Origin of the sequence: Deinococcus depolymerans, assembly GCF_039522025.1 — a bacterium.
GTDB lineage: Bacteria > Deinococcota > Deinococci > Deinococcales > Deinococcaceae > Deinococcus > Deinococcus depolymerans.
The window spans coordinates 1-13,273 of sequence record NZ_BAAADB010000011.1; the positions used below are offsets into that span (position 1 = coordinate 1).

At 71.1% G+C, this 13,273-nt stretch carries 16 protein-coding genes and 1 rRNA gene; 11 read left to right on the forward strand and 6 right to left on the reverse strand.

Annotation, left to right across the window (positions count from 1 at the left end; genetic code table 11):
* The 7 genes from ABDZ66_RS06380 to ABDZ66_RS06410 all read left to right on the forward strand — a co-directional run.
* Positions 1–69 (forward strand): 16S ribosomal RNA (locus ABDZ66_RS06380); the annotation flags it as partial.
* Between the two features lie 181 nt (positions 70–250).
* A complete protein-coding gene (locus ABDZ66_RS06385) occupies positions 251–505 on the forward strand; it encodes an acyl-CoA-binding protein (protein ID WP_343757235.1) in 255 nt (84 codons plus the stop codon).
* A gap of 216 nt (positions 506–721) precedes the next feature.
* Positions 722–1,516 carry an ImmA/IrrE family metallo-endopeptidase gene (locus ABDZ66_RS06390; RefSeq protein WP_343757376.1) on the forward strand — a complete coding sequence of 265 codons (795 nt, stop codon included), beginning with the start codon at positions 722–724 and terminating at the stop codon, positions 1,514–1,516.
* Positions 1,517–1,521: 5 nt separating this feature from the next.
* The gene (folP, locus tag ABDZ66_RS06395; RefSeq protein ID WP_343757236.1) at positions 1,522–2,427 is read left to right on the forward strand and encodes a dihydropteroate synthase; all 906 of its coding nucleotides are present in this window, start codon (positions 1,522–1,524) and stop codon (positions 2,425–2,427) included.
* The gene (gene folB, locus ABDZ66_RS06400) at positions 2,424–2,786 is read left to right on the forward strand and encodes a dihydroneopterin aldolase (RefSeq protein WP_343757237.1); all 363 of its coding nucleotides are present in this window, start codon (positions 2,424–2,426) and stop codon (positions 2,784–2,786) included. Before folP ends, folB begins: the two co-directional genes overlap by 4 nt.
* 3 nt (positions 2,787–2,789) lie before the next feature.
* Positions 2,790–3,344, forward strand: coding sequence for a 2-amino-4-hydroxy-6-hydroxymethyldihydropteridine diphosphokinase (gene folK, locus ABDZ66_RS06405; RefSeq protein ID WP_343757238.1), 555 nt, complete (start codon positions 2,790–2,792; stop codon positions 3,342–3,344).
* 54 nt (positions 3,345–3,398) lie between these two features.
* On the forward strand, positions 3,399–3,896 hold the full coding sequence (locus ABDZ66_RS06410) for a hypothetical protein (protein WP_343757239.1): 498 nt from the start codon (positions 3,399–3,401) through the stop codon (positions 3,894–3,896).
* 249 nt (positions 3,897–4,145) lie between these two features.
* On the opposite strand, the gene ABDZ66_RS06415 is transcribed toward ABDZ66_RS06410, so the two are convergent.
* From ABDZ66_RS06415 to ABDZ66_RS06430, 4 genes are all read right to left on the reverse strand, one after another.
* Positions 4,146–4,460, reverse strand: a complete 315-nt coding sequence (locus tag ABDZ66_RS06415; protein WP_343757240.1) for a hypothetical protein — start codon at positions 4,458–4,460, stop codon at positions 4,146–4,148.
* Between the two features lie 214 nt (positions 4,461–4,674).
* Positions 4,675–5,016, reverse strand: a complete 342-nt coding sequence (locus ABDZ66_RS06420; RefSeq protein ID WP_343757241.1) for a YraN family protein — start codon at positions 5,014–5,016, stop codon at positions 4,675–4,677.
* Positions 5,017–5,050: 34 nt separating this feature from the next.
* Positions 5,051–5,716 (reverse strand): HAD family hydrolase, encoded by a 666-nt coding sequence (locus tag ABDZ66_RS06425; protein ID WP_343757242.1) that lies wholly within the window; start codon positions 5,714–5,716, stop codon positions 5,051–5,053.
* Positions 5,713–6,174 carry a putative dsRNA-binding protein gene (locus ABDZ66_RS06430; RefSeq protein ID WP_343757243.1) on the reverse strand — a complete coding sequence of 154 codons (462 nt, stop codon included), beginning with the start codon at positions 6,172–6,174 and terminating at the stop codon, positions 5,713–5,715. The genes ABDZ66_RS06425 and ABDZ66_RS06430 overlap by 4 nt, the downstream gene beginning before the upstream one ends.
* A gap of 46 nt (positions 6,175–6,220) precedes the next feature.
* On the opposite strand from ABDZ66_RS06430, the gene ABDZ66_RS06435 reads away from it, so the two are divergent.
* The 3 genes from ABDZ66_RS06435 to ABDZ66_RS06445 all read left to right on the forward strand — a co-directional run bounded on the left by ABDZ66_RS06435 (position 6,221) and on the right by ABDZ66_RS06445 (position 8,805).
* Positions 6,221–6,775, forward strand: coding sequence for a hypothetical protein (locus tag ABDZ66_RS06435; RefSeq protein ID WP_343757244.1), 555 nt, complete (start codon positions 6,221–6,223; stop codon positions 6,773–6,775).
* A gap of 183 nt (positions 6,776–6,958) precedes the next feature.
* On the forward strand, positions 6,959–8,200 hold the full coding sequence (locus tag ABDZ66_RS06440) for a uracil-xanthine permease family protein (protein WP_343757245.1): 1,242 nt from the start codon (positions 6,959–6,961) through the stop codon (positions 8,198–8,200).
* A gap of 74 nt (positions 8,201–8,274) precedes the next feature.
* Positions 8,275–8,805: a hypothetical protein gene (locus tag ABDZ66_RS06445; RefSeq protein WP_343757246.1), complete on the forward strand. Its 531-nt coding sequence runs from the start codon at positions 8,275–8,277 to the stop codon at positions 8,803–8,805.
* Between the two features lie 28 nt (positions 8,806–8,833).
* Here ABDZ66_RS06445 and uvrB read toward each other — a convergent pair whose 3' ends face one another.
* Positions 8,834–10,849 carry an excinuclease ABC subunit UvrB gene (gene uvrB / locus ABDZ66_RS06450; RefSeq protein ID WP_343757247.1) on the reverse strand — a complete coding sequence of 672 codons (2,016 nt, stop codon included), beginning with the start codon at positions 10,847–10,849 and terminating at the stop codon, positions 8,834–8,836.
* A gap of 139 nt (positions 10,850–10,988) precedes the next feature.
* On the opposite strand from uvrB, the gene ABDZ66_RS06455 reads away from it, so the two are divergent.
* Positions 10,989–12,209 carry a TCR/Tet family MFS transporter gene (locus ABDZ66_RS06455; protein ID WP_343757248.1) on the forward strand — a complete coding sequence of 407 codons (1,221 nt, stop codon included), beginning with the start codon at positions 10,989–10,991 and terminating at the stop codon, positions 12,207–12,209.
* A gap of 69 nt (positions 12,210–12,278) precedes the next feature.
* On the opposite strand, the gene ABDZ66_RS06460 is transcribed toward ABDZ66_RS06455, so the two are convergent.
* Positions 12,279–13,175, reverse strand: coding sequence for a LysR family transcriptional regulator (locus ABDZ66_RS06460; protein WP_343757377.1), 897 nt, complete (start codon positions 13,173–13,175; stop codon positions 12,279–12,281).
* Positions 13,176–13,273 lie beyond the last annotated feature (98 nt).

The window sequence follows — 13,273 nt, forward strand, 5'->3', positions numbered from 1 at the left end:
TGGTTCATGACTGGGGTGAAGTCGTAACAAGGTAACTGTACCGGAAGGTGCGGTTGGATCACCTCCTTTCTATAGGTTCCACATCTCTTCCCACCCAGCCACGCGTGGCTGGCAAGTGCTGCTCTCCTCTGGCCCGGTCTTCCAAGACCGGGCCAGCGTCTTTTGTACTCTTGCACCGCCCGCGCGGCAGCTTCACCCTGCCCGGGGCCTGCTGACGCCGCGGGAAACCTGAACCCGGTACAATCCGCGCATGACCACACCCTTCGAGCAGGCCCAGCAGGACGTTCAGACCCTGACCCGCAAACCCGGCAACGACGTGCTTCTCAAACTCTACGCCCTGTTCAAACAGGGCAGCGCCGGCGACGTGAGCGGCAAACGGCCCGGCGGCTTCGACTTCGTCGGCGGGGCCAAGTACGACGCCTGGGCCGAACTCCAGGGCACCCCGCCCGAACAGGCCCAGGCGCAGTACGTGGCGCTGGTCGAGCAGCTCAAAGCCAAGGACTGACCCCCGCCCCCGTTCCGTGCCTCTGCCCCGCTCAAGTCGGGCAGGCACGCCCCTTCGCCCCGGGGCCCCACCCGGCGGCGCACCTTCCTCCCCCCCGGCCGCGCCGCACGGTAAGCTGCGGGGGTGAGTGACGTGCCTGCCGACCTGCCGCCCCGTCCGGCCCCCGGAGCCGACCCCGCGCCCGGCCCCGACATGCTGGCGGCCGCGAAGGGCCGCATGAAGGCGCTCGCCGCCACCTACGCCGCGGATCTGCCCGGCCTGGACACCCACAGCCTGATGCACGGCCTGAACGGCGTGCAGCTGAGCTTCCTGCCCATGGGTGACCGGGACGGTGCCTTCGACCCGGAACACAGCGTCATCCTGATCAACAGCCGCGTGCGTCCCGAACGGCAACGCTTCACGCTCGCGCACGAGATCAGCCACGCGCTGCTGCTGGGCGACGACGACCTGCTCAGCGACCTGCACGACGCCTTCGAGGGCGACCGGCTGGAACAGGTCATCGAGACGCTGTGCAACGTGGGCGCCGCCGCGCTGCTGATGCCGGACGACCTCATTGCCGGCATGCTGGCCCGTTTCGGCCCGACCGGCCGCGCCCTGGGCGAACTCGCACGCCGCGCCGACGTGAGCGCCAGCACCGCCCTGTACGCCCTGGCCGAACACACCGAAGCCCCGGTCCTGTACGCCGTGTGCGCCCTGACCCGTCCCGAAACGGACGACCCGGACGACAGCCCCCCCCCTCCCGGCGGGAAGGTCCTGACCGTGCGGGTCTCGGGCGGCGCCCCCGGCGTGAAATACAGCCTGCGGCCCGGCACGCCCGTTCCCGATGACCACCCGGTCGCCGTGGCGCTCGACACGCGGCTGCCCATCGTGCAGGACAGTTACGTGCCGTTCCGCTCCGGGCGGCGCATGCCCGCGCAGGTCGACGCCTTCCCCGACCGGCAGCGCGTACTGGTGAGCTTCCTGTTGCCGGGCCGCGCCGCCGAACCGGCCGCGCCGCGGGGCGAGGCGTGAGAGGCGTGAACCGCCTGACCTTCGGCCGCCCGGCCCCCGGCACGACCCGCACGGCACGCGGCTGGGAGTGGCGCTGGACCGGCACGGCCGTCATGGGCATCCTGAACGTCACCCCGGACAGTTTCAGCGACGGGGGGCGGCACGCGGCCCTGCAAGACGCCCTGCAGGCAGCCCGCACCATGCAGGCGGCGGGCGTCAGCGTCCTGGACATCGGCGGGGAAAGCACCCGCCCGGGCGCCCACCCCGTCGCGGCCCACGAGGAACTCGACCGGGTGCTGCCAGTCATCCGCGCCCTGCGTGACGCGGACGTGCTGCTCAGCGTGGACACCATGAAGGCCGAGGTGGCCGCCGCCGCCCTGCGCGCCGGAGCGCACCTGATCAACGACGTGACCGGCCTGCGCGACCCCGAGATGCGCCGCGTGTGCGCCGACGCCGGCGCCCCCGCCTGCCTGATGCACATGCAGGGCAAGCCGCAGACCATGCAGCTCGCCCCCCACTACGACGACGTGGTGACCGAGGTGCACGGCTACCTGCGGGAGCAGGCACACGCAACGCTGGCCGCCGGCGTCCCCGACGTGATCCTCGACCCGGGCATCGGCTTCGGCAAGACGCTGGAACACAACCTGAGCCTGCTGCGCGCCCTGCCCGACCTGAGTGCAGGGCCGCACCCCGTCCTGATCGGCGCGAGCCGCAAGCGCCTGATCGACCTGATCGCGCAGGTCCCGGACGCCGCCGACCGCGACCCGGGCACGCTGGCCCTGCACCTGCACGCCGCCCGCAGCGGCGCCGCGCTGGTCCGCGCGCACGCCGCCGCCGCGCACGTCCAGGCACTGCGGGTCCAGGACGCCCTGACCCGCCCCGCGCTAGACTCGGGTGTGATGCCCCACGACACGACCAGGAACCACGCGTGAGCCGCGTCGTTCTCCAGGGACTCGAATTTCACGCGCGGCACGGCGTGTTCGACACCGAAGCCGTTCTGGGCGCCCGCTTCGTCGTGGACGCCGAACTGCACTATCCCTTCGCGGACCTGAACGACGACCTGAACGAGGCCGTCAACTACGCCGAGGTGTACGCCGCCATCCAGGAGGAGGTCACGGTCCCCCGCCACCAGCTGATCGAGGTCCTGACCGTCCGGATCGCCCGGCGCCTGCTGCGCGACCAGCCGACCCTGCAGCGCGTGACCGTGCGGGTCCACAAGCCCTTCGCGCCGCTGCCCGGCGTGTTCCGCGACGTGTTCACGGAACTGACCCTGACCCGCCCCGGGCCCTGACCCATGACCCGCCCCGCTCCCTCCCCGAACCCCCCGGCCCACGCGGACGCCTTCATCGCGCTGGGCGCCAACCTCGGCGACCCGCTGCGCACGCTGCGCTGGGCCGTCACGCAGCTCGGCGCGCTGGGCCGGGTGCAGGGCGTCTCGGCGCTGTACCGCACCGCGCCGGTCGGCGGTCCCCCCGGCCAGCCCGACTACCTGAACGCCGCCGCGCAGCTGCGCACCACCCTGGCCCCGGCAGTCCTGCTGGCCGCGCTGCACGCCCTGGAAGCCCAGGCCGGCCGGGAACGCCACGAACGCTGGGCGGCCCGCACCCTGGACCTCGACCTGATCACGTACGCGGACCTGATCAGCACCGACCCCGCCCTGAGCCTCCCGCACCCGCGTGCCTGGGAGCGGCCCTTCGTGCTGGCCCCGCTGCGCGACCTGCAGCCGGACCTGCGCTCCCCGCTCAGTGGCGAGCGCGTGCAGGACGCCCTGCGCCGCCTCGGCAACGGCGGGCTGGGGGAACGCGACCCCCACTGGCTCCGCCCCCACCCCGGCCCCCCACCGAGCTGACCGTCACCACCCACGCCGTTCCCGACCCGCCGGGACGCTATGCTGGGAAGCGACATGAGCGAGCAAACCAAAACCACCGGCCACGGAAGCGCGGGCCGCGCGCTGCTGTGGGTCGCCATCCTTCTCAGCGTGACGCTGCTGGGCTTCGTGACCGCCACCGCCGTCCGTAACAACCCGATCTACAGCGACCGGGAAGCCAACGGCGTCAGCAAGTACCGCTTCATCGAGACCTGCAAGGAACTGGCCGCCGACACCGAGGCCCTCACGGTCGGCGCGGCCGGCCAGAGCATTCCCCTCAAGACCCTGATCGAGCAGAGCGCCCCGCTGAAAGCCGGCGACACCATCCACGCCGACCTGGACGCCGAACCCGCCCAGATCATCAAGGCCACCCAGCCGGTCGACGGCGGCGGCTGGACCCTGACCGCTCCCGCCACCGTGGCCGTCCACAGCCGCGCCGGAGGCGTCAACACCCTCGGCCAGCTCCCCCTGCAGTGCGCCCACGACAAGAAGACCGGCAAGACCACCGCGCAGCTCAGCCTGCCCGGCCAGTAAGCACACACAGCCGAGCGGCAGGCCGCGCCCCCACACGGCGCGGCCTGCCGCTTTCATCCCGTCGGCCGCCGCGCCTTCCGCCCGGATGGCAGGACCACTCATACGGACTCCGTTTGTTTCGTTCACAGATCGGAACATCACCGATCTGTTAACTCCACGTCCGGAACCCGGTTTTCTCCCACTCGCTTCGCTCGGATTGAACGGCTTTGTAAGCCATTAAATCGGAGTCCGTATGATACGGACTCCGTATCACATCACCCCTTCAAGGCCGCTGAGGCACTCCTCGGCAATGGCGCGGGCCAGCGGATCGCGGGTGCTGCGGGCGTAACTGACGCCCAGCTGCAGGTGCCGCTGACTGCCCGGCCCGCCCACGAGTTCCAGCGTCTGGTAGAACGCCAGGTGCGTGTGCGCCAGCAGCACGTCCCGCGTGCGTTCCGGCGGCAGCAGGGTCAGGATGCCCAGCGCCTCCTCGTAGGACGCCAGGGCGCGGCGCTGGTCGCCCTCGACCGCCCATTCACGGCCCAGTTGCAGGGCGCGGGCGGCGGTCAGGTACGAGCTTCTCATGCAGGGGATTCTAGCGGCTTGCCGGGACACCCGCGCGTGGCGTTGACGACCCGCAAGGAAGCCGGGTGGCCAACACCACTCCCGGAGTCCGTTCAATCCGAGCGGATGCGACTCGGAGAGCTGCGCCGCAGAGCAGGAGCTGGGCGGGTTCCGGACGTGGAGCTGGCAATCCGGTGAACTTCCGGATGGTCGGCGAAACAAACGGCAGTCCGTATCAGTCCAGTGGAAGGAGGCTCAGGCGTCCGTCCAGCGCCCGCCCGTCAATGGTCAGGACCTCCAGGCGACAGGGGAGATCGTCACGGCCCAGTTCGCGCGTCAGGTACCCCAGGGCCGCGCGGCGCATCAGCGCCAGCTTGCGCGGGGTGACGCTCTCGGCGGCACTCCCGAAGCGCGCGGAGCGGCGCTGCCGGACCTCCGTGAACACCAGCGTGCCGTCCGGCTCCCGGGAGATCAGGTCGATCTCGCCGCCCGGCACGCGGTAATTGCGGCGCAGGACCTCGCGGCCCAGCGCGCGCAGGTGCGCCTCGGCGCGGTCCTCGGCGTCCGCGCCCTTCACGCCTGCCGTCCACGGGCAGGTGCCGCGGGGCCGCTCATGCCAGCCAGTCGGCCCAGGACGTGAAATCCGGCGCGGTCCACTGCGCCCCCGCCTCCCGCAGGGCCGCGCCGGGCGCGGTGGTGGTCAGCGCGACCACGCGGCAGCCCGCCCCGGCCGCGCTGCGCACGCCGTTCACGGCGTCCTCGTGCGCCAGGCAGTCGGCCGGGCGCAGGCCCAGCCGCGCGGCCCCCAGCAGGAACGGTTCCGGATGCGGTTTGCCGCGCGTGACGTCCTCGCCCAGCACGCGCGGCCCGAAACGGTGCCCCAGCCCCAGCGCCTCCATGCCGAACCCGACATTCACGCGGTCGGCACTCGTGACCAGTGCGAACGGAATGCCGCGCGCGTCCAGCGCGTCCAGGTACCCGCTGAGGCCCGCCACCTCGCGCAGCGCCCCCGCCGCCAGCTCACGGTACCGGCCCTCCTTGGCCTCATGAAAACGCGCGGCCAGCGCCGCGTCCGGGTAGGTGCCGGTCAGCCGCTCGATGATCTCCGGGTTGCGGCCCCCGTCCACCTTGGTGTCCAGGTCGTGGTCGGACAGGGCCAGGCCCAGCACCTCGGCCGCCACCTCCTGCCACGCCCGCCGGTGAAAGTGATTGTTCGCGGTCAGCACGCCGTCCATGTCGAACAGCACGCCCGCCGGACGCCACGGCCAGCCGCTCACAGCGGTCCGTCCGGCCGCTCCAGGTCGTCAGGGCCGTGCCCGAGGTCCAGCAGCAGGTCCCGGTACAGCCGCCCGGCCCGGCGGCGCACGTCGTCCAGCGTGGCGTCCTCCGGCGCGAACTCCAGCGCGGCCTCCAGCGCCCCGGCCAGGACCGCGCCGTAGATCGGCCAGCGTTCACCGGCGGCGCTGACCTCCTGGCCCGTGCCGGCCGGTCCGGTCGCGCCGGGCAGGTCCGCGCCGGGTTGCGCGTTCAGCACCCCCAGCGCCGACTCGGCCGCCGCGCGCTCCGCGTCCCGTTTGCTGCGGCCCTCGCCTCCCTCGCCCAGCACCTGCCCGCCGGCCCGGACCGTCACCCGGAAGCGGCGGTCATGCGGGGGACCGTGCGCTTCCGCCTCGAAGGTGGGGGCGCCCAGGCCCAGCGTCAGCGCCCGCGCGATCAGATCACCCTTGGCATTCATGCCGCCCAGCGTAGCGCGGCGCGGCCCGCAGGGGCTACGCTGACCCATGCCGCGCCCCCTGCCGACACTGTGCCTCCTACCGACACTGCGCCCCCTGTCAACGCTGTGCGCCCTGCTGCTGGGCACTGCCCTCACCGCGCCTCCTGCCGCCAGTCAGGCTGCCCCCGTCGCCATCCCCGCTACTGGGGGCGTCCCGCTGCCCAGGCCCGGTCAGCACTGGACCCTGGAGGCCCGCACGGCCGACGGCGAGACCTTCCGGACGACCCTGCGCCTCAGCGCCGCGCCCCCCGCCGACCCCGGCACCTTCCGCGCCGACCGGGGCACCCTGCTGCTGGACGCGGAGGCCGGAACGCTGATCGCCCTGGACCTGCAAGACGCCCGGGACGGAGGTCTGGGTCTGGCCTGCGCCGTCCGCCTGAACGCCGACCGCAGCGCCCTGGAGGCTGCCGGCGTGCTGGCCAGCGGTACCCTGACCGAACTGCCGGCCCGCCTGGAAGCCGCGCTGGCCGTCCTGAACGTCACCCGCACCCCGCAGCAGCAGGAGGAGGCCGCGCGGGAACTCGGCCTGGGAAGCTGCGCGCTGAGCGTCCAGATCCCCTGACCGAACCGGGACCCCTGACGACACCCACCCAGACTGACCCTGGCGTGTGCGCTACCCTGAGCGCCCGGAGCAACCCACGCGAACGGCCTGTTCGCGCCCATCCGCCCCTGCCCTGGCCCCCCCATCCGGGCCGCGCGGGCGCCGTCATCCTGCCCCTTTTTTCCCTCCGGAGGTCATTTCACCTTGAGCGCATCCACCGTCAACGATCCCGCCCGCCGCGTCGTGCTGGGCCTGCAACACTCGGTCGCCATGTTCGGCGCGACCGTCCTCGTGCCCATCCTGGTGGGCCTGTCGCCCAGCGTCGCACTGTTCGGCGCGGGCGTCGCCACGCTGATCTTCCATCTGCTCACGCGTGGGCAGGTACCGATCTTCCTGGGCAGTTCCTTCGCGTTCATCGCGCCCACCGCGCTGGTCGTGAAGGAATTCGGCCCGGCCGCCGCCGGGGGAGGCCTGATGGCCGCCGGCCTCATGTACCTGCTGTTCAGCGGCCTCGTGAAACTCCTGGGCACGGACCGCCTGCTGCGGGTGTTCCCGCCCGTCGTGACCGGCCCCGTCATCATCGTGATCGGCCTGGGCCTCAGCAGCGTCGCCGTGAACCAGGCGAAGACGAACTGGTGGCTGGCCCTCGCCACTCTCCTGGCCGCCATCGTGGCCAGCATCTACGGGCGCGGCCTGTTCCGCATGCTGCCCATCCTGATCGGCGTCGTCACCGGGTACGTCGTGTCCCTGCTGACCGGGCAGGTCAGCCGTGAGGGCCTGGACGCCATCGCCGCCGCGCCCCTGCTGGGCCTCCCGGACTTCCACGCCCCCGCCCTGGACTGGCGGGCCGTGGCGATCATCGCGCCCGTCGCGGTCGTCACGTTCATCGAACACGTCGGGGACGTCATCGTGAACGGCCGCGTCGTCGGGAAGAACTTCCTGGAGAACCCCGGCCTGAGCCGCACCCTGTTTGCCGACGGCCTGGCGAACATGAGCAGCGCCGCGCTCGGCGGACCCGCCGCCACCACCTACGCCGAGAACACCGGCGTCCTCGCCCTGACCCGCGTGTACGACCCGCGCGTCCTGCAGATCGGGGCCGCGTTCGCCATCCTGTTCGGCTGCTCCCCGAAACTCGCCGCCGTCCTGAAAAGCCTCCCGCAGGGTGTGCTGGGCGGCGTGAGCATCCTGCTGTTCGGCATGATCGCGTCGGTCGGCATCCGCACCCTGAGCGAGGCGCGGATCGACTTCGCGCACAGCCGCAACCTGATCATCGTGTCCCTGATCCTGGTTCTCGGGCTGGGCGGCGCCGCGTTCCCCATCAGCGTCGCCGGAACCAGCCTGGAACTTCACGGCATGGCCCTCGCCGCGCTGGTCGGCATCCTCGCCAACCTGATCCTGCCCACCCAGAAACCAGAGACGGACGAGCCCGAACGCACCCTGCACTGAAGATGTCCCGCGCCCCGGCCCCCGGCTGTCACCTGAGGCAGCGGGCCGGGGCGCGTGCTGCTACGCTCGCGGTCATGAAACGACACCTCGTCCTGGCCGCCCTGCTGACCCTCACGCCCCTCGCCCACGCCGGCAGCGGCAACGTCGCCCCGCGCGCCGTGACGCCCTTCGGCGCACCGAAAGCCCTGCCCGCCAACGCCCTGGTCCGCCCCAGCCAGACCTGGATCCTGACCGGCACCACGGCTGGCGGCGAGCGCATCAGCCGCGACCTGAAACTGAGCGCCCAGGCGCCCGAGTGGGACGACGGCTGGGACTTCGACGCGGACAACGGCCCCTTCAGCTGGAACCCCGAGGACCGCCTGATGATCGCCGCGGACGTCCTGACCGGCATGGACGAGGACAGCGACATCCATCTGTGCCTGGGCATGGTCGAGGGCGGCGGCGCACGCGGCGTGCTCTTCAGCGGCTCTCTCGAAGAGATTCAGGAGCGGGTCAGCCAGCTGGAAGGCGCGACCGGCGACCCCCGCACCGCCGACGAACTCGTCCAGGCTGTCCGCAAAGCCGGCGTCAACGCCGGAACCTGCACCCTGACCCTCAAACGCTGAGCCCCCCTGGTGCTGGTGGCCGGGGAACTCAGCGCCGGCCGCGTGACCGGACTTTCTGCCCTGGCACGGTCGCCTGCTTGAACTCCCTGCCCTGCAGTTTGGCCTCGATGGCGCGGATCTGGTCGCGCAGGCTGGCGGCCCGCTCGAAGTCCAGGTCCTCGGACGCCTGCCACATGTCCAGTTCCAGGTCCGTGAGCTGGGCGGTCAGGGCGTCGCGGTCGCTGCCGACGTTCTCGGAGGTGACCTCGTCGGGTTGTTCCTCGCCGCGGATGACGTTGCGTACGCCCTTGATGACGGTGGTGGGCGTGATGCCGTGCGCCTCGTTGTAGGCGGTCTGCTTCTCGCGGCGGCGGCGGGTCTCGTCCATCGCGAACTGCATGGCGGGCGTGACCGAGTCGCCGTACAGGATGACCTCGCCGTTCACGTTGCGGGCGGCGCGGCCGATCGTCTGGATCAGGGCGCGTTCGGAGCGCAGGAAACCGGGCTTGTCGGCGTCGAGGATGGCGACGAGCGACACTTCGGGCAGGTCCAGGCCCTCGCGCAGCAGGTTGATCCCGACCAGCACGTCGTAGTGCCCCAACCTCAGGTCGCGGATGATCACCTGACGCTCCACGGAGTCGATGTCGCTGTGCATGTACCGCGCCTTGACGCCCTTCTCCAGCAGGTACTCGGTGAGGTCCTCGGACATGCGCTTGGTGAGCGTCGTGACCAGGGTGCGTTCGCCCTTCGCGGCGCGTTCGCGCACGCGGCCCAGCAGGTCCTCGATCTGCCCGTTGATGGGGCGCACCGTCACGGGCGGGTCCACCAGTCCGGTCGGGCGGATGATCTGATCCGCCACCGAGTCGCTGTGCTCGCGCTCGTACGGGCCGGGCGTGGCGGACACGAACACCAGCTGCCCGGTCTTGCTCATGAACTCGTCGAAGTTCAGCGGGCGGTTGTCCATCGCCGACGGCAGGCGGAAGCCGTAATCCACCAGCGTCTGTTTGCGGGCGCGGTCGCCGTTCGCCATCCCGCCGATCTGCGGGACGGTCACGTGCGACTCGTCGATGAACGTCACGAAGTCATCCGGGAAGTAATCCAGCATCGTGTACGGCGTCATGCCCGCCGCGCGCCCGTCGATGTGCCGCGAGTAGTTCTCGATGCCCGAGCAGTACCCCAGCACCTTGAGCATCTCCAGGTCGTACAGGGTGCGTTCCTTCAGGCGCTGCGCCTCCAGCAGCTTCCCGGTGGACCGGAAGTACTCCAGCCGCTCGTCCAGTTCCTGCTGAATGGTCACGATGGCCCGCTCGATGTTCCCCGCGCTGGACACGTAATGCTTCGCCGGGTACACCACCGTCGCGTCCAGTTCCGCCAGCCGGTCCCCGGTCAGCGGGTGCACCACCGTGATGCGCTCCACGTCGTCGCCCCACAGCTCGATCCGCAGGGGCTGCTCGTCGTACGCGGGCCACACCTCGATCATCTCGCCCTTCGCGCGGAAGCGGCCCGGCATCATCTCGATGTCGTTGCGTTCGTACTGCATGTTCACCAGCCGCCCCAGAATCTCGTCCCGGCTGACCTGCCCGCCCTTCTTCAGGATCAGGTTCAGCGCCGTGTACTCCTTCGGGTCGCCCAGCCCGTAGATGCAGCTGACCGACGCCACCACGATCGTGTCCCGCCGCGTCAGCAGACTGCGCGTCGTGGAGTGCCGCAGCCGCTCGATCTCCTGGTTCACGCTGGCGTCCTTCTCGATGAACAGGTCCTTGCCCGGCACGTACGCCTCGGGCTGGTAGTAGTCGTAGTAGCTGATGAAGAACTCGACCGCCGCGTCCGGGAAGAACTCCCGGAACTCGCTGGCCAGCTGAGCGGTCAGGATCTTGTTCGGCGCCATGATCAGCGCCGGGCGCTGGGTTTCCTCGATGACTTTCGCCACGGAGTAGGTCTTCCCGGTGCCGGTCGCGCCGAGCAGTGTCTGGAACCGGAGGCCGCTGTCCAGCCCTTCGACCAGCGAGCGGATGGCGGTGGGTTGATCGCCGGACGGCGTGAAGTTCGACTGGACCTTGAGCATGGGACCTCCGGGGGTGGGGGAGAGGGCAGGGTACGGGCGCGGCCCGAACGAATCTCCCTATTTTACGCCCCGGACGTAAGCGGATGGTAAGCGAGATGGCTGAAGGGAACCTTGACCTGCGGGCCGTACACTGCCCGTCATGCGCGCCCGCCCTGCCGCCCTGATCTTCATCCTGCTGACCGCCCTGATCGACATCGTCGGGATCGGGCTGATCATTCCGGTACTGCCGGGGCTGGTGAAGGAACTGGCAGGCTCGGAGGTGGCGGGTGCGCGCACCATCGGGCTGCTGACGGCCGCCTACGCGGTGATGCAGTTCGTGTTCGCGCCGATCCTGGGGGCACTCAGTGACCGCTTCGGGCGGCGGCCGGTCCTGCTGTTCGCGCTGACCGGCATGGGCCTGGATTACCTCCTGCTGGCCTTCGCGCCGAACCTGGCGTGGCTCTTTGTGGGCCGTATCCTGGCGGGCATCACCGGGGCGAGCCTGACCGTCGCGAACGCGTACATCGCGGACGTGTCGCCCCCCGAGGACCGCGCGAAGAACTTCGGGCTGCTGGGCGCGACGTTCGGGGTGGGGTTCATCCTGGGACCGGCGCTGGGCGGCCTGCTGGGCGAGTACGGGCTGCGCGTGCCGTTCATGGTCGCGGCCGCCCTGACGGGCCTGAACGTGCTGTACGGCCTGTTCGTGCTGCCCGAGTCGCTGCCGGTCAGCGCGCGCGGCAAGGCCATGCGGCGCGGCGACCTGAACCCCCTGCTGCCCCTGCGGGCGCTGGGCGAGTACCCCATCCTGCGGTCCCTGGCGCTGACGTTCGTGCTGCTGGGCCTCGCGGGGCAGGTGATCTTCAGCACCTGGGTGCTGTACACCGAACGGGTCCTGACCTGGACGCCGGGGCAGAACGGCGTGGCGCTGGCCTTCTTCGGACTGCTGACCGCCGCCGTGCAGGGCGGATTGATCGGGCCGTTCATCGCGCGTTTCGGGGACCGGCGGACCATCATGACCGGACTGGTCAGCAGCGTCCTGGAATTCCTGGTGCTCAGCGTGGCCCGCAGCGGCGCGCTGCTGTACGCCTCACTGGTCGTGGGCGCACTGGGCGGCCTGGCCAACCCCGCCATTCAGGGCCTGATCTCCCGGCAGGTGAGCGAGTCCGAGCAGGGCCGCGTGCAGGGCGCGATCACCAGCCTGAACTCCCTGGTCGCCGTGGTCGGGCCGGTCCTGGCGACCAGCGTGTACGCCTACGGTCTCACGCACGGCTTGCCCGGCGCGGCGTTCCTGATGGGCGCGCTGCTGTCCGTGGCGGGCACGGTCCTGATCCTGGGCGTCCTGCGCGGCATTCCCGACACCGGGCGTCCGCAGAAGGCTTGATGGCGGAGGACAGTGAACCGCGATCACGCGACCTGAACGCCCGCTGCGACCGGCCCCACTGCCCACGCCCTACTGCCCGCTGCCCTCCCGCAGCACTTCCTCCGCGACGCTCAGGAAGGCCCGTACCGTGGGGCTGTGGCCGTCGCCGCGCCGCCAGACCGCCACGATCTCCACGATGGGCGCGTCCTCCACCGGGCGGTACACGACGCCGGGCAGCGAGAGGCGGCTGAAGAACTCGATGGGCAGGAACACGCCCACACCCGCCGCGACCAGCGACAGCAGCGTGGGAACCTCGATGGCTTCCTGCACGACGTGCGGCATGAAGCCGGAAGCGGCGCACCAGCGCATGACCTGATCGAAGTACGTGGCGCGCAGTTGCCGCGGAAAGAACACGAAGGGTTCGCCGCGCAGGTCGCTGATCTTCAGGCGGCGGCGGCGGGCCAGCGGGTGCTCGGCGGGCAGGGCCGCGACGAGGGGCTGACGCCAGAGGGGGCGCGAGTCCAGGCTGGGGTCCCGCACGGGCAGCAGCATCAGGCCGATGTCGATCTGCTCGCCGCGCAGGCCGGCCTCCTGTTCCTGCGCGGTCAGTTCGCGCAGGTCCACGCTGACGTTCGGGTACAGGTCCCGGAAGCGGCGCACGATCTCCGGCAGGCCCCCGAAGGCGAGGCCGCTGACGAAACCGACCGTCAGGCGGCCCACCTCGCCCCGCGCGGCGCGGCGGGCACGTTCCACCGTCTGGGCCGCCAGGGCGAGCGTCTCGCGGGCGCCGATCAGGAACTCCTGCCCGGCGGGGGTCAGCTGCACGCGGCGGGTGGTGCGCAGCACCAGCGGCACCCCCACCTCTTCTTCCAGGTTGCGGATGGAGTTGCTCAGGGCCTGCTGCACCACGAACACGCGCTCGGCGGCCCGCCCGAAGTGTTCCTCCTCGGCCAGGGCGACGAAGTGGCGCAGGTGACGCAGTTCGATCATGGGTGTGGGAGCCGGGCGGCGCGGGAGGGCATTCCCTGCAGCGTACCGCCCGCCACCCACCATTGCCAGTGGTGAATCCTGTGAGAATGCCCTGT